Annotated in this window: 24 protein-coding genes; 18 read left to right on the top strand and 6 right to left on the bottom strand. The window is 72.5% G+C overall.

What is annotated here, in order from left to right:
- Nucleotide 1: 1 nt before the first annotated feature.
- The 6 genes from murD (at nucleotide 2) to C2L59_RS27705 (ending at nucleotide 7154) form a co-directional block, all read left to right on the top strand.
- Nucleotides 2-1408: a UDP-N-acetylmuramoyl-L-alanine--D-glutamate ligase gene (gene murD, locus C2L59_RS27730; RefSeq protein ID WP_103352459.1), complete on the top strand. Its 1407-nt coding sequence runs from the start codon at nucleotides 2-4 to the stop codon at nucleotides 1406-1408.
- Entirely contained in the window at nucleotides 1395-2897 is a 1503-nt protein-coding gene (gene ftsW / locus C2L59_RS27725) for a putative lipid II flippase FtsW (RefSeq protein WP_103352458.1), read from the top strand. Before murD ends, ftsW begins: the two co-directional genes overlap by 14 nt.
- Nucleotides 2894-4018: an undecaprenyldiphospho-muramoylpentapeptide beta-N-acetylglucosaminyltransferase gene (murG, locus tag C2L59_RS27720; RefSeq protein ID WP_103352457.1), complete on the top strand. Its 1125-nt coding sequence runs from the start codon at nucleotides 2894-2896 to the stop codon at nucleotides 4016-4018. Before ftsW ends, murG begins: the two co-directional genes overlap by 4 nt.
- A complete protein-coding gene (gene murC / locus C2L59_RS27715) occupies nucleotides 4011-5408 on the top strand; it encodes a UDP-N-acetylmuramate--L-alanine ligase (protein WP_103352456.1) in 1398 nt (465 codons plus the stop codon). The genes murG and murC overlap by 8 nt, the downstream gene beginning before the upstream one ends.
- A 4-nt stretch (nucleotides 5409-5412) precedes the next feature.
- Nucleotides 5413-6246 carry a cell division protein FtsQ/DivIB gene (locus C2L59_RS27710; RefSeq protein WP_103352455.1) on the top strand — a complete coding sequence of 278 codons (834 nt, stop codon included), beginning with the start codon at nucleotides 5413-5415 and terminating at the stop codon, nucleotides 6244-6246.
- Nucleotides 6247-6323: 77 nt separating this feature from the next.
- Nucleotides 6324-7154, top strand: coding sequence for an NAD(P)H-binding protein (locus C2L59_RS27705; protein WP_103352454.1), 831 nt, complete (start codon nucleotides 6324-6326; stop codon nucleotides 7152-7154).
- Here C2L59_RS27705 and C2L59_RS27700 read toward each other — a convergent pair.
- The gene (locus C2L59_RS27700) at nucleotides 7151-8005 is read right to left on the bottom strand and encodes a DMT family transporter (RefSeq protein ID WP_233223727.1); all 855 of its coding nucleotides are present in this window, start codon (nucleotides 8003-8005) and stop codon (nucleotides 7151-7153) included. The two genes, C2L59_RS27705 and C2L59_RS27700, sit on opposite strands and share 4 nt — an antisense overlap.
- Before the next feature lie 83 nt (nucleotides 8006-8088).
- On the opposite strand from C2L59_RS27700, the gene C2L59_RS27695 reads away from it, so the two are divergent.
- Nucleotides 8089-8979, top strand: a complete 891-nt coding sequence (locus C2L59_RS27695) for a LysR family transcriptional regulator (protein ID WP_103352453.1) — start codon at nucleotides 8089-8091, stop codon at nucleotides 8977-8979.
- On the opposite strand, the gene C2L59_RS27690 is transcribed toward C2L59_RS27695, so the two are convergent.
- Entirely contained in the window at nucleotides 8976-10145 is a 1170-nt protein-coding gene (locus C2L59_RS27690; protein ID WP_103352452.1) for an MFS transporter, read from the bottom strand. The two genes, C2L59_RS27695 and C2L59_RS27690, sit on opposite strands and share 4 nt — an antisense overlap.
- Nucleotides 10146-10225: 80 nt before the next feature.
- Here C2L59_RS27690 and C2L59_RS27685 point away from each other — a divergent pair, with 80 nt between their 5' ends.
- Entirely contained in the window at nucleotides 10226-10756 is a 531-nt protein-coding gene (locus tag C2L59_RS27685; RefSeq protein ID WP_103352451.1) for an ABATE domain-containing protein, read from the top strand.
- Between the two features lie 40 nt (nucleotides 10757-10796).
- Here C2L59_RS27685 and C2L59_RS27680 read toward each other — a convergent pair whose 3' ends face one another.
- Both C2L59_RS27680 and C2L59_RS27675 read right to left on the bottom strand, forming a co-directional pair.
- Nucleotides 10797-11231: an OsmC family peroxiredoxin gene (locus C2L59_RS27680; protein WP_103352450.1), complete on the bottom strand. Its 435-nt coding sequence runs from the start codon at nucleotides 11229-11231 to the stop codon at nucleotides 10797-10799.
- Nucleotides 11218-11685, bottom strand: a complete 468-nt coding sequence (locus C2L59_RS27675; protein WP_103352449.1) for a MarR family winged helix-turn-helix transcriptional regulator — start codon at nucleotides 11683-11685, stop codon at nucleotides 11218-11220. Before C2L59_RS27675 ends, C2L59_RS27680 begins: the two co-directional genes overlap by 14 nt.
- A gap of 76 nt (nucleotides 11686-11761) precedes the next feature.
- Here C2L59_RS27675 and C2L59_RS27670 point away from each other — a divergent pair, with 76 nt between their 5' ends.
- Nucleotides 11762-12268, top strand: a complete 507-nt coding sequence (locus tag C2L59_RS27670) for a DinB family protein (protein WP_103352448.1) — start codon at nucleotides 11762-11764, stop codon at nucleotides 12266-12268.
- Here C2L59_RS27670 and C2L59_RS27665 read toward each other — a convergent pair.
- Nucleotides 12255-13016, bottom strand: a complete 762-nt coding sequence (locus tag C2L59_RS27665; RefSeq protein ID WP_103352531.1) for a DUF1295 domain-containing protein — start codon at nucleotides 13014-13016, stop codon at nucleotides 12255-12257. The two genes, C2L59_RS27670 and C2L59_RS27665, sit on opposite strands and share 14 nt — an antisense overlap.
- Nucleotides 13016-14281: a cyclopropane-fatty-acyl-phospholipid synthase family protein gene (locus C2L59_RS27660; protein WP_103352447.1), complete on the bottom strand. Its 1266-nt coding sequence runs from the start codon at nucleotides 14279-14281 to the stop codon at nucleotides 13016-13018. Before C2L59_RS27660 ends, C2L59_RS27665 begins: the two co-directional genes overlap by 1 nt.
- Nucleotides 14282-14363: 82 nt before the next feature.
- Here C2L59_RS27660 and C2L59_RS27655 point away from each other — a divergent pair, with 82 nt between their 5' ends.
- The 9 genes from C2L59_RS27655 to C2L59_RS27615 all read left to right on the top strand — a co-directional run bounded on the left by C2L59_RS27655 (nucleotide 14364) and on the right by C2L59_RS27615 (nucleotide 21955).
- Nucleotides 14364-15632 (top strand): NAD(P)/FAD-dependent oxidoreductase, encoded by a 1269-nt coding sequence (locus C2L59_RS27655; protein ID WP_103352446.1) that lies wholly within the window; start codon nucleotides 14364-14366, stop codon nucleotides 15630-15632.
- Nucleotides 15626-16360: a DUF1365 domain-containing protein gene (locus C2L59_RS27650; RefSeq protein WP_103352530.1), complete on the top strand. Its 735-nt coding sequence runs from the start codon at nucleotides 15626-15628 to the stop codon at nucleotides 16358-16360. Before C2L59_RS27655 ends, C2L59_RS27650 begins: the two co-directional genes overlap by 7 nt.
- The gene (gene sigK / locus C2L59_RS27645; protein WP_103352445.1) at nucleotides 16353-16958 is read left to right on the top strand and encodes an ECF RNA polymerase sigma factor SigK; all 606 of its coding nucleotides are present in this window, start codon (nucleotides 16353-16355) and stop codon (nucleotides 16956-16958) included. The genes C2L59_RS27650 and sigK overlap by 8 nt, the downstream gene beginning before the upstream one ends.
- Nucleotides 16959-16969: 11 nt before the next feature.
- Nucleotides 16970-17725, top strand: a complete 756-nt coding sequence (locus tag C2L59_RS27640; RefSeq protein ID WP_103352444.1) for an anti-sigma factor — start codon at nucleotides 16970-16972, stop codon at nucleotides 17723-17725.
- A gap of 243 nt (nucleotides 17726-17968) precedes the next feature.
- Nucleotides 17969-19273, top strand: a complete 1305-nt coding sequence (gene ftsZ / locus C2L59_RS27635) for a cell division protein FtsZ (RefSeq protein ID WP_103352443.1) — start codon at nucleotides 17969-17971, stop codon at nucleotides 19271-19273.
- Between the two features lie 179 nt (nucleotides 19274-19452).
- Nucleotides 19453-20157 carry a peptidoglycan editing factor PgeF gene (gene pgeF, locus C2L59_RS27630; RefSeq protein ID WP_103352442.1) on the top strand — a complete coding sequence of 235 codons (705 nt, stop codon included), beginning with the start codon at nucleotides 19453-19455 and terminating at the stop codon, nucleotides 20155-20157.
- On the top strand, nucleotides 20154-20864 hold the full coding sequence (locus C2L59_RS27625) for a YggS family pyridoxal phosphate-dependent enzyme (protein WP_103352441.1): 711 nt from the start codon (nucleotides 20154-20156) through the stop codon (nucleotides 20862-20864). The genes pgeF and C2L59_RS27625 overlap by 4 nt, the downstream gene beginning before the upstream one ends.
- A 97-nt stretch (nucleotides 20865-20961) precedes the next feature.
- Entirely contained in the window at nucleotides 20962-21564 is a 603-nt protein-coding gene (locus tag C2L59_RS27620) for a cell division protein SepF (protein WP_103352440.1), read from the top strand.
- Between the two features lie 115 nt (nucleotides 21565-21679).
- Nucleotides 21680-21955 (top strand): YggT family protein, encoded by a 276-nt coding sequence (locus C2L59_RS27615; protein WP_013224824.1) that lies wholly within the window; start codon nucleotides 21680-21682, stop codon nucleotides 21953-21955.
- Nucleotides 21956-21964: the final 9 nt, after the last annotated feature.

Genomic DNA, 21964 nt, shown 5'->3' with positions numbered 1-21964 from the left:
CATGGAAATCGCCGGTCGTCACGTTCTCGTCGCCGGGGCCGGGGTCACCGGCAAGTCGGTGGTGCCGGTGCTGGTCGAGCTGGGTGCGCGCGTCACCGTCACCGACGGCAACGCCGAACGCCTGGCCGAGCTGGACGGCCTCGGCGCCGAGCTGGTGCCGGGCCTGACCGAGCCACCCGCCGACGTCGTCCTGGTCGTCACCAGCCCGGGCTGGCGGCCGACGTCGCCGCTGCTCGTGGCCGCGGCCGAGGCGGGGGTCGAGGTCATCGGCGACGTCGAGCTGGCCTGGCGCGTCGGGCGGCTGCGCGAACACCCGCCGGCCTGGCTGGTCGTGACCGGCACCAACGGCAAGACGACCACCGCGGGCATGCTGGAGTCGATCCTCAAGGCCGCCGGCAGCAACGCCGTGGCCTGCGGGAACATCGGCTACGCGGCGCTCGACGCGGTCCGTGCCGGCTACGACGTGCTGGCCGTGGAGCTGTCGAGCTTCCAGCTGCACTGGTCCTCGACACTGGCCCCGGACGCGGCCGTGGTGCTCAACCTGGCCGAGGACCACATCGACTGGCACGGCTCGATGGCCGAGTACGCGGCCGCGAAGGGCCGGGTCTACACCCGCGCCAAGGTCGCGGTGCACAACGCCGACGACGACTGGTCGACCCGGATCGCCGACGGGCACGCGCCCGAGAGCGCCCGCCGCGTCGGCTTCCAGCTCGACACCCCGCGCACCGGCGAACTGGGCGTGGTCGAGGACCTGCTGGTCGACCGCGCCTTCGTCGCCGACCCGGACAACAGTGCCGAGGCGCTCGCCACCCTCTCCGACGTCCGCCCGGCGGGCCCGCACAACGTCGCGAACGCCCTCGCCGCGGCCGCGCTGGCCCGCGCCCACGGCGTCTCGCCGGACGCGGTGCTGAAGGGCCTGCGCGAGTACCAGCCGGCCCCGCACCGGGCCGCGGAGGTCGCCGAAGTGGCCGGGGTTCGGTACGTCAACGACTCGAAGGCGACCAACCCGCACGCCGCCGCCGGGTCCCTGCGCGCCCACGAGAGCATCGTGTGGATCGCCGGGGGCCAGCTCAAGGGCGCCTCCGTCGACGAACTCGTGCGCAGCATCGCCGGCCGCCTGCGCGGGGTCGTGCTCCTCGGCGTGGATTCACCCGTGATCGCCGCCGCGGTTGCGCGACACGCGCCGGATGTCCCGGTGAACAGCCTCCGTCCGGGTGACGATGAACCCATGACTGCGGCGGTGAGTGCGGCCAGCGCGATGGCCCGGCCCGGTGACGTGGTGCTGCTGGCACCCGCCGCGGCGTCGTTGGACATGTTCCCGAACTACGGCGCGCGCGGCGACGCGTTCGCCGCGGCGGTGCACGTCCTTCGCGACGACGCAGCGGGGGAGCCGAGTGACGACAGCTGAAAACAAGCCCGGAGCACCGCCGAAGCGGCCGCGCCGCGAGCGCAAGGAGAGCGGCTTCGTCGCGGTCCGGACCGCGCTGACCGCGTGGCTCTCGCGGCCGCTGGCGTCGTTCCACCTCGTGCTCGCCCTCACCGGCGTGCTCACCGTCATCGGCATCGTCATGGTGCTCTCGGCGTCCTCGGTGGCCTCCTACAACCCGAAGACCGGCAGCGGAGTGTACTCGCTGTTCGTCAAGCACCTGGTCTTCGTCGCGCTCGGCTCGGTCGTGTTCTGGCTGGGCCTGCGGGTCAAGCTGGAGCGGATCCGGCGGATGTCGGCCACCGCGACGGTGATCTGCCTCGGCCTGCTGGTGCTCGTGCTCACCCCGCTCGGCTCGGAGGTCAACGGCTCGCAGGGCTGGTTCAAGATCGGCGAGTTCACCTTCCAGCCGGTCGAGGCGGCGAAGGTCGCGCTGGCCTTCTGGGGCGCGCACATCCTGGTGATCAAGTACAACGTGATCCACCAGTGGCGGCACCTGCTGGTGCCCGTGGTGCCGATCGCGCTGCTGATGTTCGCCCTGGTCATGCTGCAGCCCGACCTCGGCGGCACGGTCACCCTGGCCGTGGTGCTGCTGGCGCTGCTGTGGTTCGCCGGCGCCCCGAAACGGCTGTTCGGCGTGATCCTCGCGGGTGGCCTGGCCGGCATCCTCGTGCTCGCCGTCATCGCGCCCTACCGGCTCGACCGGGTCATGTCGTTCCTTTCGCCGGACGCCGACACGACCGCCGAGGGTTTCCAGGCCAACCAGGCCAAGCTCGCGCTGGCCGACGGCGGGTTCCTCGGCAAGGGCCTCGGCCAGGGCACGTCCAACTGGGGTTACCTGCCGAACGTGCAGAACGACTTCATCTTCGCCCTGATCGGCGAGGAGCTCGGGCTGATCGGCTGCGTGGTGGTGCTCGCCCTCTTCGGCGGGGTCGCCGTCGTCGGCCTGCGGATCGCCACCCGCAACATCGACCCGTGGATCCGGATCGTCTCCGGCACGCTGACGGTCTTCCTGGTCGCCCAGGCCGGGATCAACATCGGCTACGTCGTCGGCCTGCTGCCGGTCACCGGCGTCACGCTGCCGCTCATCTCCTACGGCGGCACGTCCCTGGTGATCACCATGCTCATCATGGGGGTGCTCGCGAACGCCGCCCGGCACGAACCGGAGGCGGTGGCCGCGCTGCGCACACAGGGGCCGGGTAAATTCGGACGCCTGCTGCGGCTGCCCGCGCCCGACCCGTACCGCCCGCCCGCCACCCGCAAGGGGACGGGGCGGCCCGGGGCGAAGGCGGCCAGGCCGGCGCCCCGTGCGGCCCGGCCCGCCCCGGCACAGGAGCGACGGAGGTCGGTCCGCGAACCGGTGCGCCGCAGCGCGGCACGGACGAGCACGGCCACGTCTCGCGGCGGGGCCGCGCGGACAACAGCGAGCCGTGGTACCCGGAGTACCGCGAACCGGAGAGGTCATAGGTGAGTAAGCCCGTCAAGGGAACCGAGCGATCCGCCGCGGGCAAGGGGCCCGTGGTCGTGGTCGCCGGAGGTGGCACCGCAGGACACATCGAACCCGCCCTCGCCCTGGCCGACGCCGTCATGCGGCTGCGCCCGGACGCGACGGTGATCGCGCTGGGCACCGAGCGCGGCCTGGAGAACAAGCTCGTCCCGGCCCGCGGCTACGACCTGGAGCTGATCCCGCCGGTGCCGCTGCCCCGCAAGCCGACACCGGAGCTGCTGCGGCTGCCGCTGAAGGTCCGCGACTCGGTGCGCAAGACCCGTGAGGTGCTGGACCGGGTCGGCGCGGACGTCGTGGTCGGCTTCGGCGGTTACGTCGCCCTGCCCGCGTACCTCGCGGCGCGCGGGCGCGTCCCGATCGTCGTGCACGAAGCCAACAAGTCGGCCGGCCTGGCCAACAAGGTCGGCGCGCGGTTCGCCAAGCGCGTCGCCGTCGCCGTGCCGGGGACGACGCTGCCGAACGCCGAGGTCGTCGGGATCCCGCTGCGGCGGTCGATCACGGCGCTGGACCGGGCCGCGCTGCGGGCCGAGGCCCGCGAGCACTTCGGCCTGGACCCGGACGCGCCCACGCTGCTCGTCTTCGGCGGCTCGCAGGGTGCGCAGTCGATCAACGCCGCGGTGTCCGGGGCGGCGAAGGACCTCGCGGACGCCGGCGTCGGCGTCCTGCACGCGCACGGCCCGAAGAACACGCTGGTCGTGCAGGAGTTCCCGGGCAAGCCGGCGTACGTGCCGGTGCCGTACCTGGAGCGGATGGACCTGGCCTACGCCGCGGCCGACGTGGCGATCTGCCGCTCGGGCGCGATGACCGTCGCCGAGGTGACGTCGGTCGGGCTGCCCGCGGTGTTCGTCCCGCTGCCGATCGGCAACGGCGAACAGGCGTCGAACGGCCGGCCCGCCGTCGACGCGGGGGCCGCGCTGATGGTCGCCGACGCCGACCTGTCGCCGGCCAAGGTCGCCGAGCTCGTCGTCCCGCTGGTCACCGACGCCGACCGGGTCGCGAAGATGAGCGCGGCGGCGGCCGGCATGGGCCACCGCGAGGCCGACGAGACCCTCGCCCGCATCGTTCTGGAGGCCGCCGGTGCCTGAACTGCCTGAAGAACTGCGCCGGGCGCACCTGATCGGGATCGGCGGGGCCGGCATGTCCGGTATCGCGCGGATCCTGCTGGCCCGGGGCGCCTTCGTGTCGGGCTCGGACGCCAAGGAGTCGCGCGCGCTGCTGTCGCTGCGCGCTCAGGGCGCCGAGCTGTTCGTCGGCCAGGCGGCGGCGAACATCTCGGCCCTGTCCGAGCCGCCGTCGGCCGTGGTCGTCTCGACGGCGATCAAGGAGACCAACCCCGAGCTCGCCGCGGCGCGCGAGGCCGGGATCCCGGTGCTGCACCGGGCGCAGGCGCTGGCCGGGCTGATGGCGGGCCACCGCGTCGCCTGCATCGCGGGCACGCACGGCAAGACGTCGACGACGTCGATGCTGACCGTGGCGCTGCAGCACTGCCGGCTCGACCCGTCGTTCGCCATCGGCGGCGACCTCAACGAGTCCGGCGCCAACGCCCACCACGGCGAGGGCGGCGTGTTCGTCGCCGAGGCCGACGAGAGCGACGGCTCGTTCCTGGCCTACTCGCCGTCGGTCGCGGTGGTGACGAACGTCGAGCCGGACCACCTGGACCACCACGGCACGGCCGAGGCGTACACGAAGGTCTTCACCGACTTCCTCGACCGCCTCGATCCGGACGGGCTGCTGATCGTCTGCGCCGACGACGAGGGCGCCGCCGCGCTGGGCGACGAAGCCGAGAAGCGCGGGGTCCGGGTGCAGCGGTACGGCCGCGAGGTCGGTGGCGTCGACGACGCCCGGATCACGTCCTACCAGCCGCAGCCCGACGGCGGGATCGTGCGGGTCTCCCTGCGCGGCGAGCCGGTCGACGTCCGGGTGGCCGTGCCGGGTGAGCACATGGCGCTGAACGCGCTCGCGGCCCTGCTGGCCGGGATCGAGCTCGGCGCGCCGGTCGAAGGCATGGTCGCGGGGCTGGCGGCGTTCGGCGGCGTGCGGCGGCGGTTCGAGTTCAAGGGCCGGGCCGGCGACGTCCGCGTCTACGACGACTACGCCCACCACCCGACCGAGGTGTCCGCGCAGCTGCGCGCGGTGCGGACGGCGGCCGGGTCCGGGCGGGTGATCGTGGTGTTCCAGCCGCACCTGTACTCGCGGACGAAGACGTTCTCGGCGGAGTTCGCCGAGGCGCTGTCGCAGGCCGACGAGGTCGTCGTGCTTGACGTCTACGGCGCGCGGGAGGAGCCCGAACCGGGTGTCACCGGCGCGCTGATCGCCGACCGGGTGACGGCGTCGGTGCACTACGAGCCGGCGTTCGACCGGGCCGCGCCGCTGGTGGCCGGGCTGGCGAAGCCGGGCGACCTCGTGGTGACCATGGGCGCCGGCGACGTGACGCAGCTGGGTCCGGAGATCCTCGCCGAGCTGGACAAGCGCTGAGGCCATGAGTCCGACCAGGGAACGCCGTCCGTCCTCCGCCGAGGCGGAGACACCGGATCGTGCCGCCCTGGCCCGGCAACGCCGGGGGCGGCGCTCCGAGGAAGAGCGCCGCCGGACCCGCGTCGCCGCGCGGCCTTCGCCGCGAAGCCGGCCCAACCGGCAGGTGGAGATCCGCCGCCGGTGGGTCGCGCTGCTGTCCGTGCTCACCGTGGTGGCCACGGTGTACCTGCTGTTCTTCAGCTCGATGCTGGGGGTGCAGGACGTGGCGGTCAGCGGCTCGCGCACGGTGCCGGCCGACCAGATCCGCACGGTGGCGGCGGTCCCGGCCGACAAGCCGATGCTGCGGCTGAGCACCGACGAGATCCGCGACCGGGTGGCGGCGATGCCGGGGATCGCGACGGTCGAGGTGTCGCGGTCGTGGCCGAACACGGTCGAGATCACGGTGACCGAGCGCACGGCGATCGCGTTCTTCGACAGCGGCCCGGGCGGCGACGGCGTCCACCTGGTCGACGGCGGCGGCGTGGTGTTCAAGACGGTCGCCGCGCGCCCGGCGGGCCTGCCGGAGCTCAAGCTGCCGAAGGTGTCGGCGGACGACCCGGTGACCCGCGCGGTGACGGCGGTCCTCGGAGTGATCCCGGAGCAGCTGCTCAAGCAGGTCACGACGGCGACGGCGAAGACGCCGGCGAGCGTGGAGTTCACGCTGGCCAGCGGCAAGATCGTCCGCTGGGGAACCGCGGAGCAGACGGACCGCAAGGCGAAGGTCCTGGCGGCCCTGCTGACCCAGGACGGCAAGGTCTACGACGTCGCGGCGCCCGAGCTGCCCACCATCACCTCCTGAAGGTCCGATTTCGTGTGCGTCCGGGTTCTCGTATGCCGTACTATTTCGTACGGCATACGAGAAAGAGGAGGGTGCTCATGACGATCCTGGTGACGGGTGCGACCGGCAGCGTCGGGCGGCTGGTGGTCGACGAACTCCTGGCCGCCGGCGTGCCGGTGCGGGCGCTGACTGTCGACCCCGGACGCGCGCGGCTGCCGGCCGAAGCCGAGGTGGTCGTCGGCTCGCTGGCGAGGCCGTCGACGCTGCCGGGCGCGCTCGAGGGCGTGTCGGCGGTGTACCTCGCGCCGATGGCGCGGACCGTCCGGCGGTTCTGCGAGCTGGCGTCGGAAGCCGGCGTCGAGCGGGTCGTCGCCCTGTCGGGCAGCAGCGTCGGCGACGACCACGAAGGCTCCAGCGGCCACGAGTACGCCGCCGTCGAGGCCGCCGTGCGGGACGCCGGGTTCGCGTGGACCTTCCTGCGGCCCGGCGTGTTCATGAACAACACGCTCGACTGGGCGCCCTTGGTCCGGGCGGGCGAGGTCGCGCTGGCCTACGGCGACGCCACCCAGACCCCCATCGACCTCGGCGACATCGCGGCGGTGGCCGCCCGGGTGCTGGGTTCGGACGGGCACGTCGGGGTCACCTACGTCCTCAGTGGACCCGAGGCGATCAGCCTCCGTGGCCAGGTCGAGACCCTCGCGTCGGTGCTGGGCCGGGAAATCCGCTTCCGCGAGCTGACGCCGGCGGAGCAACGCGCGCAGTGGATCGGTTACGGCGTCCCGGAAACGGCCGTCGGCTGGCTGCTCGAGGGGTTCGCGGAGACCCTGCGGAACCCGCAGGTGCCGACCGGCGTCGTCGAGGAGCTGCTGGGACGCAAGGGAACGACGTACGCGGAGTGGGTGGCCGCGCGGCGGGACGTGTTCGCCTAGGCCGGCTGCTTGACCGGCTCCCGCGTCCCCGTCCGCTCCGCGCCGATCCCGGCCGCCACGACGAACACCACGCCCGCCGCCGCCCCCGCGTCCGGGACCTGGTGGAGCACGAGGAACCCGATCGCCAGGGCGATGGCCGGTTCCAGGCTCATCAGCGTCCCGAACGCGGGGGCGGTCAGCCGCCGCAGCGCGAGCATTTCGAGCGCGAACGGCACCACCGGCAGCAGCACCGCCAGGCCGAGGCCGATGAGCAGCAACGGCCAGGTCAGGTGGCCGAGCACGCCCGGACCGTAGACGAGCGTCGCCACGATGCCCGCCACCGGCATCGACACCGCGAGCCCGCGCACGCCCGCCACCTCGTCGCCGACCCGCTGCGTCAGCAGGATGTAGGCGGCCCAGCAGACCGCGGACGCGAGCGCGAAGCCGACGCCCGCCAAGTCCGCGCCGCCGTGCCACGGCCGGGTCAGCAACAGCACCCCGATCGCGGCGAGGACGGGCCACAGCCGTTTGCCGCCGCGGCCCCGCGTGACGGCGACGGCCAGCGGGCCGAGGAACTCCAGCGCACTCGCCGTGCCCAGCGGCAGCCGGGCGACGGCTTCCATGAACAGCATGGTCATCCCGGCCGTGACCACACCCAGCCCGCAGCAGGTCAGGAAGGTGCTCCCGCGGAACGACGACGGCCGCGGCCGGACCACGACGAGCAGCAGCACCCCGGCCCACGCCAGGCGCAGCCATGCCGCCCCTTCGGGCCCGACGCGGTCGAACAGCCCGACCGAGACGGCGAGACCGAGCTGGACGCAGAGCATGGCGGCGACGGCGAGGGTCGCTCCGGCGCGGGACGTGGACGGCACGGGACCAGCAAAGCCGAGCCGGACCGTTCGTGTCCACGTGGTGATCGTGGACATACCGTTCGCGATTCGTGGACAATGACCGCGTGGACACCCGCCGGCTCCGGTTCCTGCTCGAGCTGTCCCGGCACGGCTCGATGCGGGCGGTGGCGGACGTGCTCGGGACGACGACGTCCACGGTGTCGCAGCAGATCGCCGTGTTGGCCCGGGAAACCGGCGTGCCCCTGCTCGAACCGGACGGCCGGCGCGTGCGCCTCACCCCCGCGGGCCGGCGGCTGGCCGAGCACGCCGTGACGATCCTCGCCGCGGTGGAGGCCGCGCGCGCCGACCTCGACCCGCACGCCGAGCCGGCCGGCACCGTGCGGGTCGCCGGGTTCGCCACGGCGGTCCGGCGCTCGGTGCTGCCGGCCGCGGCGGCGCTGGCCGCCCACCACCCGCGGGTCGAGCTGCGGATCAGCGAGTACGAGCCCCTGGAGGCGTTCGCCGCGTTGCTGGCCGACGACATCGACCTGGCCCTCACCTACGACTACGACCTCGCCCCGGCCGGCGTGGACCCCGCGGTCGCGGTACGTCCACTGTGGACAGCGCGGTGGGGGCTGGGGGTCCCGGCCGCGGACGCGGACCGGGTCCGCGGCGAGGGAACGGTGGCGGTCTTCGAGGCGTTCCGCGACCACGGCTGGATCGTCAACTCCCGCAACAGCGCCGACGAGGACGTGGTCCGCCGCCTGGCGGCGATGGCGGGGTTCACGCCGGCCGTGACCCACCGTGCGGACAGCCTGGAGCTGGTGGAGGACCTGATCGCGACCGGCCCGGCCCCGGCGGTGGGCCTGCTGCCGGCGGGCCGGCCCACGAAGCCGGGGGTCACGCTGCTGCCGCTCGCCGGGCCGGACGTGCGGCAGCGGGCGTTCGCCTGCACCAGCCGGGGGCGGGAGGCGTGGCCGCCGTTGGCGTTGGTGCTGGGCTTGCTGGCGGGTTAGACCTGGGTGCGGGCCATGCCGGCCAGCCCGAGCAGCGGCAGCACGCCCGCGAACACGACGACCGCCGTCCAGCCGCCGAGGTGGTAGGCGATCGAGCCCGCCTGGGAGCCGATCGCGCCGCCGATGAAGAAGGTGCCCAGGTAGACGCTGTTGATGCGGGCGCGGGCCGAGGGGTCGAGCTGGTAGATCGTGTGCTGGCCGACGACCAGCGTCGTCTGGACCGCCGTGTCGACGGCGATGGCGGCGATCGCCAGCAGGATGACGCTGTGCGCGCCGAAGCCGGCGAGTGCGAAGGCCGCGGCGCAGAGCACGAAGGCGCCCGCCGTGAGCGGCCGGCCGCGGCCGTGGTCCGCCCACCGCCCGGCCAGCGGGGCCACCGCGGCGCCGGCCGCGCCCGCCAGGGCGAAGAGACCCACGCCGAGCTGGGAGTAGTTGAACGGCGGCGCGGTGAGGACGAAGGCGATGGTCGTCCAGAACGCGCTGAAGGCGCCGAACATCACCGACTGGTAGAGGGCGCGGTGCCGCAGCGGCGGGTGCTTGCGCACCATGGCGAAGGTGGAGCGGAGGAGCTGCCCGTAGGGGACGTCCGTCTTGGGCGCGCGGGGCGGCAGGATGAACCGGAGCACGAGGGCGAGCACGGCCATCGCGGCGGCCGAGATGAGGAAGACGACCCGCCAGCCGGTGATCTCGGCGAGGAAGCTGGCGATCACGCGCGAGAGCAGGATGCCGAACAGCAGCCCGCTGACCACCCGGCCGACGATCCGGCCGCGGATGCCGTCGGGCGAGATGTCGGCGGCGAACGGGATGAGGATCTGCACGACGACCGACGTGGCGCCGACGGCGAGCGAAGCGATGAGCAGCACGGCGAACCCGGGCGCGATCCCGGTGACGACGAGGCCGGCGCAGGCGACGGCGAGCAGCGTCGCGACCAGGCCGCGGTTCTCGAGCCGGTCCCCGAGCGGCACGAGCAGCAGCATCCCGGCGGCGTACCCGATCTGCGTGGCGGTGACGACGCCCCCGGCGGCGGCCTCGCCGACCCCGAAGGTCTGGCGCAGCTCGGCGAGCAGCGGCTGGGCGTAGTAGAGGTTGGCGACGGTCAGTCCACAAGAGACGGCCAACAGCAGCACGAGCCACCCGGGCGGGGCCTTCTGCTCGGTCTCGGTCATGCGTGCCCCCAGGAGGTTGAACCGGTTTGATCGGTTCCCGACGGTACCAGTCAAACCGGTTCCGGCGTACTGTGACGCGTATGACGGACAGATTCCGCTCCGGCGCGGGCCGCCTGTGCCTCGACTTCATCCGGACGCTTCGCTACCGCGGGACGCCGGCGGAGACGGAGGAACTGCCGGACGAGCCGGCTTGGGGTGCGTGGATCGACCAGTTCGGACCGTTTTCGTCGCCCGTCCTGCCGGCTTCGGTGCGTGACGCGCGCGGCGTGCGCGAAGCGGTTTACGAGCTGCTGACGGGTTCGCTGCGGCCGTCGTCGCGGCAGCGGTTGAACCGGTTCGCAGCCATGCCGGTGCCGGCGCCTTCGCTGACAGCGTCGGGCGAACTGCGTTGGCAGGCCCCGGATCCGGCGTCGGCGATGCTGGCGTTGGTGGCGCGGGACGCGCTGGAGCTGGTGACGTCGCCGGAGTTCGCCCGCGTCCGCCGGTGCGCGGGGGACCGGTGCGGGGCGTTGTTCCTGGACACGAGCCGGCCGGGAACGCGCCGGTGGTGCTCGATGGGCGTGTGCGGGAACCAGGCGAAGAAGTCGACTTATCGAGCCAAGGTCTCCTGACGCATGGCCCCTCGCCGGTCCGGCGAGGGGCCGTCCCGCGTCAGGCGAGCGCCGCGTCCATGGTGATCGTCGTCCCGGCCAGTGCCTTCGTCACCGGGCAGGTCTTCTCGGCCGTCTCCGCGTACTCCGCGAACTGCTCCGCGCTCACGCCGGGGATCGACGCCCGCAGCGTGATCGCGATCCCGCTGATCTCGAAGCCGCCGCCCTTGGCCGGCCCCAGGGTGACCTCGGCGCTCACGTCGATCGAGTCCGCCGTGATCTGCTGCGCCTCCAGCACGCCCGACAGGTTCATCGCCAGGCACGACGAGTGCGCCGCCGCGATGAGCTCCTCCGGGCTCGTCTGGCCGTCCGGGTTGCCCGCCCGGGTCGGGAACGACACGCTGAACGTGCCGGCGTTGGACGAGTCCAGGGTGACCTCGCCCTTTCCGTTCTGCAGTCCGCCGACCCAGTGGGTGGTCGCGTCACGGCTGGGCATAAGAGCCTCCTCGATGATCGGATGCGTACGCGGTGGCCGACGCGGTCAGCCGCCGCAGGGTGGCGATGAGCTGCCGCCGCTCGGTGTCCTCCAGGCCCAGTGCACAGCCGATCTCCGACGGGACGTCCGCCGCGCGGGTGCGCGCCGCCCGGCCCTCGTCGGTCAGGCTGATCACCACGGTGCGTTCGTCCGCGGGCCGGCGGGCCCGCGTTATCAGCCCGTTGGCCTCGAGTCGTTTGAGCAGCGGGGAAAGCGTGCCGTAGTCCAGGTGCAGCGCCTCGCCGATCTCCTTGACCGGCCGGGCGTCGGACTCCCACAGCACCAGCAGCACCAGGTACTGCGGGTAGGTGAGGCCCAGCTCGCCGAGCAGGGGACGGTAGGCGTCCGTTACTGCGCGCGACGCCGCGTAGAGCGCGAAGCAGGTTTGCTCGTCTAGAAGGAATTCGTCCGGCACGTCCGTAAACCTAGTCCACGATTACATCGTGAGCAAGGTGTCTGGAGTGTCGGACCCCTCTGGCAGAGTTCCGCCCATGACCGAACGACCCCAGCGCCCGAAGGTGCCGCTCACCGGTGGCGAGCGCGACATCCTCACCAGCCTGCTCGACCACCACCGCGCCACCGTCGCGTGGAAGGCCGGGGGCCTCACCGAGGACCAGGCCCGGCAGGTGCACCTGCCGAGCGAGCTGATGACCGTCGCCGGGCTCGTTGCGCACCTCACCCTGAACGAACGGTTCTGGTTCGGTGTCGTCGTCGACGGTGCGGAGGACACTTGGGAGGAGAAGCTCGAACAGGATCCGGACGCGGAGTTCCGAATTCCGCCCGGCACCACTCTCCACACCCTGCTCGGCGACTACGAGGAACAATGCGCGCGCAGCCGCGAGATCGTGGCGGAGCACGGCTTCGACGACCAGGTGACCCACAAGGGCGAAACCTTCAACGTCCGCTGGGTCCTCACGCACATGATCGAGGAGACCGCGCGGCACGTCGGGCACCTCGACGTGCTGCGCGAGCTCACCGACGGGCTTACCGGGGAGTGACCTTCTTCGGCGGCAACGGGAAGAACCCGCTGGTCCGCTCGACGTAGTGCGCGTACGCCGGGCGCGTGCGGGCCATTCCCTTCTCCAGCATGGGTTTTCCCGTTCCGCGGGCCAGGGTGAACGTCATCGCCACCGGGGAAAGGATGGTGAGCGCGCCCGGCCACGTCGAACAGGCCAGCAGGTACAGGCCCCACCACACGCACGCGTCGCCGAAGTAGTTCGGGTGCCGCGTGTAGCGCCACAGGCCCGTGTCCAGCACCTTGCCCTTCGACGCCGGGTCGGCCTTGAAGCGGCGCAGCTGGTCGTCGCCGATCGTCTCGAACGCGAAACCGAGGGCCCACACCGCGATGCCCAGGCCGCCGAGCACGCCGATGCCCGTGCCGTCCACCGCGAACTGCACCGGCAGCGACACGAAGTACAGGATCACCGCCTGGAACAAGTACACGCGCACGAACATTTTCAGCGGCCCGTGGCCCATCCGCGCGTACCGCGGGTCCTCGGGCAGCTTGTGGTTGCGCAGGTGCAGGTGCACCGAAAGGCGCACGCCCCACACCACGGTCAGCAGGGTCACCACGAGCCGCAGCGGCAGCGGACCGTCGCCGAACGGGAAGGCCACCACCGCGACGAGCGCGAACCCGAGCCCCCAGAACGTGTCGATCGTGTCGTAGCGCCCGCGCGCCCGCGCGATCCCGAACGTCACCGCGACCGCCACCAGCGTGACGACGGCCGTGACCAGCAGCTGGGGCATCAGGACCACTCCCGGGTCGCCGGCAGGCCGGACCGGCCGTGCTCGTCGGGCCGCACGGCCAGGATCTGGTCCACGCCCATCCGGTTCTCCTCGAACGCCAGCGCCCCGCCCACCAGGTACAGCCGCCAGACCCGCGCGCCGGTCTCGCCGATCAGCGCGACGACGTCGGCCCAGTTCTCCTCCAGGGTGGCGGCCCAGGCCCGGACCGTCCACACGTAGTGCTCGCGCAGCGCGTGCACGTCCCGGACCTCGAGCCCGGCCGACTCCAGGTGGTCCAGCGTCCGGCCCACCGGGCGCATCGTCATGTCCGGTGCGATGTACCGCTCGATGAACGCGCCGCCGCCCGGGGCGACGGTGCCGCGCGACATCTGCTGGAGCAGCACGCGCCCGCCCGGCTTCACCATGCGGTGCAGCGTCGCCGCGTAGGCCGGGTAGTTGACCTCGCCGACGTGTTCGCCCATTTCGATCGACGCCACCGCGTCGAACGGCGCGTCCGGCAGCTCGCGGTAGTCCTGGCGGCGCACCTCGACGCGGTCTTCGAGGTCGTGCTGGGCGAGCCGGCCGCGGACGTGCTGCAGCTGCTCGGCCGACAGCGTGATCCCGACGGCCTCGACGCCGTGGTGCTTGGCCGCGTGGACCAGCAGCGAGCCCCAGCCGCAGCCGACGTCGAGCAGCCGCATGCCCGGCCGCAGCCCCAGCTTGCGGCAGATCAGCTCCAGCTTGTCGTGCTGCGCCTGTTCGAGGCTCTGCGCCTCCGCGGTGAAGTAGGCGCTCGAGTAGGCCATCGACTCGTCCAGCAGCAGCTGGTAGAAGGCGTTGCCCAGGTCGTAGTGGTGGGCGATCGCGGAGCGGTCACGCAGCAGGCTGTGCAGCTTCCCGGACAGCCGGGCCTCCTCGGCGGGCGGCTTCGGCGGCAGCCCCGCGACCCCGAGCCGGGCGGCCAGCCGGACGGCCTCGGCCCAGTCGCGCGGCCCCAGCTCGACGCGGTTCAGCTCGCCCGCGCGGGTGAGGGCCCAAATCCGGCGGAAGCCGTCGGCGAGGTCGCCCTCGACGTCCAGGTCGCCGGTGACGTAGGCGCGGGCGAGCCCCAGCTCGCCGGGCGCGTAGAGCAGGCGGCGCAGCGCGCGGCGATTGCGGAGCACGACGGTGGGTGCGTCGTCCGGGCCGGCGCGGGTGCCGTCCCAGGTGCGGAGGCCGACGGGCAGGGGTCCGCCGAGGAGCTTTTCGGCGAACGAGGCGAGACGGTGCGCGGTGGTGTTCGGCATGCCCGGGATTCGCTCTCCCCGCCCGCGTGGATTGGTCGCCCGGGCCGCCAATCCGGCCGGGCCGCGGTCCCGAAGGACCGGTGTGGAGATCACGGGAGAACGCATCGGCGTCATCGGCAGCGGAGTGGCCGGACTGACCGCGGCTTACCTGCTGCAACGCAAGTACGAGGTGCTGCTGTTCGAGGCCGACGACCGCCTGGGCGGCCACGCGCACACGCACGACGTGCCGAGCACCCACGGCGGCACGGTCGGCGTGGACTCCGGCTTCATCGTCCACAACGAGCGCACCTACCCCACCCTGCTGAAGCTGTTCGGCGAGCTGGGGGTGGCCACGCGCGACACCGAGATGTCGATGAGCATCCGCTGCGACGGCTGCGGCCTGCAGTACGCCGGCGCGAAGGGGCTGCCCGGGCTGTTCGCCCAGCGCGGCAACGCCTTCCGCGGCCGGTATCTGCGGATGCTGGCCGAGGTGAAGCGGTTCCACCGGCACGCGAAGCGGCTGCTGGCGGCGAACGACGCGGGGGACGTCACGCTCGGCGCGTTCCTCGCCATCGGCGGCTACACCCGCTACTTCGTCGACCACTTCATGCTGCCGCTGGTCTCCACGGTGTGGTCGGCCGGCCGCTCCGACACCCTCCGGTACCCGGCTCGGTACCTGTTCGAGTTCCTCCGCAACCACGGCATGCTCTCGGTGCAGGATTCACCGGCGTGGCGGACCGTCGTGGGTGGTTCCCGCGCGTACGTCGAGCTGGCGGCGAAGCAGCTCACCGCCGTCCACCTGTCCACGCCGGTGCGGTCGGTGCTGCGGACCGCGGGCGGGGTCGAGATCCGCGACGACGCCGACACGCCGCACCGCGTCGACAAGGTCGTCGTCGCCACCCACGCCGACCAGGCGCTGTCCCTGCTGGCCGACCCGACCGGCGCCGAACGCGAGGTGCTCGGCGCGTTCCGGTACTCGGCCAACGAAGCCTGGCTGCACACCGACACGAGCGTGCTGCCGTCGCTGGCCGGCGCCCGGGCCGGCTGGAACTACCGCGCGCCCGCCTGCGGCGCGCCGACCGGCGCGGTCCGGGTCAGCTACGACATGAACCGCCTGATGCGCCTCGACGAGCCGACCGGGTACGTCGTCACCCTCAACCCCGGCGACGGTCCCGAACCGGCGCACCTGGTTGCGCGGATGCGGTACGAGCACCCGGTCTACACGCCGGAATCCGTGGCCGCGCAACGGCGGCTGCCGGAACTCAACGACGGCGTGCTCGCCTTCGCGGGCGCCTACCACGGCTGGGGCTTCCACGAAGACGGCTGTTCCGCGGGGGCCCGCGCCGCCGAAAGCCTCGGGGTGACCTGGTGACGAACGCGCTCTACGACGCCACGGTCGCGCACGTGCGGCGGATCGACCCGCCGCACGCCTTCGCCCACCGCGTGTACCTGTGGCGGGTGGACCTGGACGACCTCCCGCGGCTGCCGTGGTGGCTGCGGCCCTTCGCCCGGTTCGACCGCCGCGACCACTTCGCGGCCACGGACCCGCGCGGCATCCGCGAGAAGCTCGACGCGTGGCTGGCCGAGCGTGGTGTCGACCTGCGCGGCGGGCGGGTCGTGATGCTGGCCGCCGCGCGCGTGCTCGGGTACGTGTTCAACCCGATCAGCGTCTACTGGTGCCACGACCCCGAAGGCCGGCTGGCGTGCGTCGTCGCCGAGGTGCACAACACCTACGGCGGCCGGCACGCCTACCTGCTGCACCCCGACGACGCCGGGCGCGCCCGCGCGGCCAAGGAGTTCTACGTCTCGCCGTTCCAGGAGATGGACGGCGAGTACCGGATGCGCCTGCCTCGCCCGGAAGGGTTGCTCGACCTCACCGTGGCGTTGCGCCGCGGCACCACCACGCCGCTGGTCGCTACGCTGCGGGGAGTTCGCCGCCCGGTGAACCCGCGGTGGCTGGCCCGGCTCGTGCTGGCCCGGCCCCTGCTCCCGCAGCGGGTGTCCGCGCTGATCCGCCGCCACGGCGTCACGCTGTGGCTGCGGAAGGCCGCGGTCGTGCCGCGCACCCCGCAGAACGCCGGAGGACAGCTGCATGGATGAGCCGGCCCGCCCGCGCCCCCTGGCGCCGGTGCCCTCCGAAACCCCGGCCGGTCCCACCGCCGAGGAGCTCATGGTGCGCGTCGCGAAGGGGGACGAGCGGGCCTTCGAGCTGCTCTACGACCAGCTCGCCGGGCCGATCTACGGGCTCGTCCGGCGGATCGTGCGGGACGCGGCCCAGTCCGAAGAAGTCGCCCAGGAGGTGCTCGTCGAGCTCTGGCGCACCGCGACCCGGTACGCGCCCGAGCGCGGCTCGGCGCTGAACTGGGCGATGACCCTGGCGCACCGCCGCGCGGTCGACCGCGTCCGCTCGGCGCGCGCCAGCACCGAGCGGGAGCAGAAGGCGACCTTCGAGGCCGCCCGCGGCCGGCCGTTCGACGAGGTCGCCGAATCCGTCACCGCCCGGCTCGAACGCTCCCAGGTACGCCGCTGCCTGTCCTTCCTGACCGAACTGCAGCGCGAATCGGTGCTGCTCGCCTACTACCAGGGCTATACGTATCGCGAGGTGGCCGAAGTGCTGTCGACGCCGCAGGGCACCGTCAAGACGCGGCTGCGGGACGGGCTGATCCGCCTGCGGGACTGCCTGGGGGTGACCGCTTGAGCACGCCGGAGATGCACACCCTGGCCGGCGCCTTCGCGCTCGACGCCGTCAACGACGTCGAGCGCGCGGAGTTCGCCCGCCACCTCGAGCAGTGCGAGTCCTGCACGCAGGAGGTCGCCGAGCTGCGCGCGACCGCGGCCCGGCTGGGCGCGGCGATGGCCGAGGAGCCGCCGCCGGAGTTCAAGGACCGGGTGCTGGCGGCCATGCACGCCACCCGCCAGCTGCCGCCGCGGACCCGGCCCGGCTCGCCCGAGCGGTCCCGCCGGTCGGCGCGGGCGCCGCGGTGGGCGGTGGTCGTGTCGGCCGCGGCCGCCGTCGTCGGGCTCGCCGCGGGCGGCGTGTTCGGCGGGATCGCGCTGACCCAGCAGCAGGAGCTGCAGTCCGCGCAGAGCCGGCTCGACCAGGCCAAGCAGCGGTTCGAGCCGGTGGCGGCGCTGCTCGCCGCGCCGGACGCGAAGACCGGGCACGGCGAAGCGCCCAGCGGCGGCGGCGTCACGGTCGTCTCCTCGCGGACGCTGAACCGGGTGATGGTGATGGACGCCGGGCTGCCCGCGCAGGCGGGCGGCAAGGTCTACGAGGCCTGGCTGATCACCGGCTCGGCCGCGCCGCGCTCGGCGGGGGTCATCCAGGCCACCGAGGACGGGTCCCTGGTCGTGGCGGACGGCGTCGGCGACGCCGACAAGGTCGCGGTCAGCCTCGAGCAGGCCGGCGGATCGCCCACCGGGAGCCCCACCGACGTCCTGATGAGCATGCCGATGCCGGCCTGATCTTGCGCCATAGCAGATCGGGCCGGGGCGGTGTTCCCGGCTCCCCGCTCTTGCGCGCTCGAACGTGTTGTGGCAAAACACCTTTGCGACACACGGCGTGCCTACTGGATTAGAGCGTGCCTGGTGCCTACCGTCCTGCCTAACGTCGGCAGTTGACATAACTCTCAAGCTGGGGTTGAGGTTGAGAGTGGATCACCGGCCGGCGGGCTGTACGGGTATTAACGATCAGGAAGGCGGACTTCGATGACGCCCCCGCACAACTACCTTGCGGTGATCAAGGTGGTCGGCATCGGCGGTGGCGGCGTGAACGCCGTGAACCGCATGATCGAGGTCGGCCTCAAGGGTGTCGAGTTCATCGCGGTGAACACCGACGCACAAGCACTGCTCATGTCCGACGCCGACGTCAAGCTGGACATCGGCCGCGAGCTGACCCGTGGCCTCGGCGCGGGCGCCGCCCCCGAGGTCGGCCAGAAGGCCGCCGAAGACCACCGCGAAGAGATCGAAGAGGTCATCAAGGGCGCCGACATGGTGTTCGTGACCGCCGGTGAAGGCGGCGGCACGGGTACCGGTGGCGCGCCGGTCGTGGCGCAGATCGCCCGCAAGCTGGGCGCGCTGACCATCGGCGTGGTGACCCGCCCGTTCACCTTCGAGGGCAAACGGCGCGGCAAGCAGGCCGAAGACGGCATCCAGTCGCTGCGCAACGAGTGCGACACGCTCATCGTGATCCCGAACGACCGGCTGCTGCAGCTCGGCGACATCGGCGTGTCGCTGATGGACGCGTTCCGCTCCGCGGACGAGGTGCTGCTCTCCGGTGTCCAGGGCATCACCGACCTGATCACCACGCCGGGCCTGATCAACCTGGACTTCGCCGACGTCAAGAGCGTCATGTCCGGTGCGGGCTCCGCGCTGATGGGCATCGGCTCGGCGCGCGGCGAGGGCCGGGCCATCCAGGCGGCGGAGAAGGCGATCAACTCGCCGCTGCTGGAGGCGTCGATGGACGGCGCCCACGGCGCGCTGCTGTCCATCGCGGGCGGCTCCGACCTGGGCCTGTTCGAGATCAACGAGGCCGCGTCGCTGGTCCAGGAGTCCGCGCACCCGGACGCGAACATCATCTTCGGCACGATCATCGACGACTCCCTCGGCGACGAGGTCCGCGTCACGGTGATCGCCGCCGGCTTCGACGCCGGCGCGCCGACGCACAAGAAGCTGGACCCGTCGACCTTCGGCTCCGGCTCGCGGGCGTCGTCGACCACGGCCTCGGCTGCGGCGGGGCAGGTCTCGAACCCGTCGTCGCCGCCGTCGGGCGCCACCCCGGTGCCGTCGGCGGGCAGCTCCGGCTACCCGGTGGCGCCGCCGCGGACGCACTCGCCGCTGCCGTCCGCCGGCAACCAGCCGTCCGGCGGGCTCCCGCAGCCCGGCGGCGGTTCGCGCGGCTACTCGCCGCTCGGTTCCAACGCCACGCAGGGCAGCCTGCCCGGGCGCGCGATGCCGGTGCACGACGATCCGTCGGACGACGAGGTCGACGTCCCGCCGTTCATGCGGCGCTAGCCACCAGCGCTGAAGGCCGCCACCCGCGAACTAGAGTCGTGGGTGGCGGCCTTCAGCGGTTTCGGCCGCTCGTGTTGACAGGTGGCCGGCGCCCCAATGTGGCGTTCGGTGCGTTGGACGCAACCAACGCCACATTGGGGCGCTCGGGGACGGGGCTCAGCGACTTTCAGGAGGATTTCGTGCGGGTTCGGCGAGTGGTGACGACCAGGGCGGGCGGCGCGTCGCGGCCGCCCTACGACACCTTCAACCTGGGCGACCACGTCGGCGACGACGAGGGGAACGTCTACGCCAACCGCAAGCGCCTGGCCGCCGAGCTCGGGCTGGCCGAGGACAAGCTGGCCTGGATGGAACAGGTCCACGGCCGGACGGCGACCATCGTGGACGGCACCGAGACCGCCGCGGCCGAAGCGACCGACGCGCTGGTGACGGCCACCCCGGGCGTCGCGCTCGTGGTGCTGGTCGCCGACTGCGTGCCGATCCTGCTGGCCGACGCCGAGGCCGGGGTGGTCTCCGCGGTGCACGCGGGCCGGGTGGGGACGCGGGTCGGCGTCGTCCCGGCGGCGGTCGAGGCCATGCAGGAGGCCGGCGCGCAGCCGCACCGGATCGAGGCGCTGCTCGGCCCGGCCATCTGCGGCGACTGCTACGAGGTCCCCGCCGAAATGGCCGCCGACGTCGAAAAACACGTCCCCGGCAGCGCGTGCAAGACCCGCAAGGGCACGCCCGGGCTCGACCTGCGCGCCGGGCTCTGGCGGCAGCTCGCCGACCTGGGCGTCGGCAAGATCGGCGTCGACCCGCGGTGCACGAACGAGGACAAAACGCTGTTCAGCTACCGCCGCGACGGGACCACCGGGCGCATCGCCGGCATCACCTGGGTCGAAGCGTGACTTCCCGCAAGGCCGAGCTGGCCGAGAACCTGGCCGAGGTCGAGGGCCGGATCGCCGCCGCGTGTCGCGCGGCCGGGCGGGCTCGCGACGAGGTCCGGCTGATCGCGATCACCAAGACGTTCCCCGCGTCCGACGTCGCGCTGCTGGCCGAGCTCGGCGTCACCGACGTCGGGGAAAACCGCGATCAGGAGGCCGGCCCGAAGGCCGCCGAGGTCCCCGGGCTGCGGTGGCACATGGTCGGCCGGCTGCAGCGGAACAAGGCGCGGTCGGTGGCCGGGTGGGCCCACGTGGTGCAGTCCGTCGATTCGGCGCGGCTCGCCGACGCGCTCGCCAAAGCGGTGCGTGCGGTTCAAACCGCCCAGATACGTGATGAACCCCTCGACGTGCTCATCCAGGCCAGCCTCGACGACGATCCCGGGCGCGGCGGCTGCCCGCTCGGCGAGCTGAACGAACTAGCCGACCGGATCGCGCAGGCGGAAGAGCTGCGGCTTCGCGGCCTGATGGCCGTCGCGCCGCTGGGTGCGGACCCGGCGGCGGCCTTCGAACGGCTCGCTCGCGCGGGGGAGGCCCTCCGCAAAGATCACCCGAATGCCGCAGAGGTGTCCGCCGGGATGAGCCATGATCTCGAGCAGGCGATCACGCACGGCTCCACCTGTGTGCGTGTCGGAACCGCGCTGCTCGGTGGACGCGGTTTAGCCTCGCCGTAGGGAGCTCGCGCGGTCGTCACGTTTCGTGGCCGCCCGCGCGGGGCACTGACGGCGTGGAGAACAGTCGGTGCGGGAGCGGCTAGGGCTAGGGAGAGGCATGAGCGCGCTGCAGAAGCTGAAGGCCTACTTCGGGATGGTGCCCGCTGACGAAGACGGCTATGACGTCGAAGACGACTACCGCCGCGGCTACGCGGACGACGACTACGACTCCTACGAGGAGCCGGCACCGAGGTCGTCGCGTTCACGGTATCGCGACGTCGACGACACGTACGACGAGCCCGTCAGCCGCAGCCGGTCACGCTCCGTGGTCAGCTCCGAGCCGGCCGTCCACGGCGCGCTCGCCATGGACCGGCAGCCGGAGCCGGTGGCACGCCTGCGACCGGTCACCGAACCGGTCGTCCGCCAGCCGGTGCGTGACCCGTTGAGCCGCATCACGACGCTGCACCCGACGAGCTACGCGGAGGCGCGGGCGATCGGGGAGCACTACCGCGAGGGCATCCCGGTGATCATGAACCTCACCGAGATGGAGAATGCGGACGCGAAGCGGCTCGTCGACTTCGCCGCCGGCTTGGCGTTCGCGCTCAGAGGGTCGATGGACAAGGTCACCAACAAGGTGTTCCTTCTCTCACCGCCCGATGTGGACGTCACGGCGGAAGACCGCCGGCGGATTGCCGAGGGCGGATTGTTTTTGCGGGGCTGAAGTCGGCCGTACCGCTGAGCGCAAGCAGACGTGACTTCGCCGACCCGATCCGGGGTCGGCCCCCTCAACTGCGTCTTCGAGGAGGACGCCCGGCTAGAGTAGGTACGTGGAAGCTGTGTGGCTGGTCGTCTGGTACGTGCTGTTCGCCTTTTGGCTGCTGCTGACGGCGCGGATCGTGGTCGAACTCGTCCGGACCTTCGCGCGTGAGTGGCATCCGGCCGGGGGGGTTGCGGTCACGCTCGAGACCATCTACACAGTGACGGACCCGCCGGTCCGCTTGTTCAGAAGGATCATTCCGATGGTCCGGATCGGCGGCGTCGGACTGGACTTGTCGATTATGGTGCTGCTGTTGGTTGTGTTCTTCGCGATGCAACTGGCGACTCCAAGTTGATCGGGGAAA

The organism is Amycolatopsis sp. CA-128772, from assembly GCF_002904295.1.
GTDB lineage: Bacteria > Actinomycetota > Actinomycetes > Mycobacteriales > Pseudonocardiaceae > Amycolatopsis.
Note: the sequence above shows the minus strand (reverse complement) of the source record. Positions and strands in the feature narration are given on the sequence as shown.

Bases quoted from the DNA above. Each gene is read 5' to 3' on its own strand.
- C2L59_RS27670 (WP_103352448.1), top strand. From the start codon at position 11,762: ATGACCGAACGACCCCAGCGCCCGAAGGTGCCGCTCACCGGTGGCGAG.
- C2L59_RS27710 (WP_103352455.1), top strand. From the start codon at position 5,413: ATGAGTCCGACCAGGGAACGCCGTCCGTCCTCCGCCGAGGCGGAGACA.
- sigK (WP_103352445.1), top strand. From the start codon at position 16,353: ATGGATGAGCCGGCCCGCCCGCGCCCCCTGGCGCCGGTGCCCTCCGAA.
- C2L59_RS27680 (WP_103352450.1), bottom strand. From the start codon at position 11,231: ATGCCCAGCCGTGACGCGACCACCCACTGGGTCGGCGGACTGCAGAAC.
- C2L59_RS27640 (WP_103352444.1), top strand. From the start codon at position 16,970: ATGCACACCCTGGCCGGCGCCTTCGCGCTCGACGCCGTCAACGACGTC.
- C2L59_RS27660 (WP_103352447.1), bottom strand. From the start codon at position 14,281: ATGCCGAACACCACCGCGCACCGTCTCGCCTCGTTCGCCGAAAAGCTC.
- ftsZ (WP_103352443.1), top strand. From the start codon at position 17,969: ATGACGCCCCCGCACAACTACCTTGCGGTGATCAAGGTGGTCGGCATC.
- murD (WP_103352459.1), top strand. From the start codon at position 2: ATGGAAATCGCCGGTCGTCACGTTCTCGTCGCCGGGGCCGGGGTCACC.
- C2L59_RS27705 (WP_103352454.1), top strand. From the start codon at position 6,324: ATGACGATCCTGGTGACGGGTGCGACCGGCAGCGTCGGGCGGCTGGTG.
- C2L59_RS27620 (WP_103352440.1), top strand. From the start codon at position 20,962: ATGAGCGCGCTGCAGAAGCTGAAGGCCTACTTCGGGATGGTGCCCGCT.
- C2L59_RS27685 (WP_103352451.1), top strand. From the start codon at position 10,226: ATGACGGACAGATTCCGCTCCGGCGCGGGCCGCCTGTGCCTCGACTTC.
- C2L59_RS27665 (WP_103352531.1), bottom strand. From the start codon at position 13,016: ATGCCCCAGCTGCTGGTCACGGCCGTCGTCACGCTGGTGGCGGTCGCG.
- C2L59_RS27690 (WP_103352452.1), bottom strand. From the start codon at position 10,145: ATGACCGAGACCGAGCAGAAGGCCCCGCCCGGGTGGCTCGTGCTGCTG.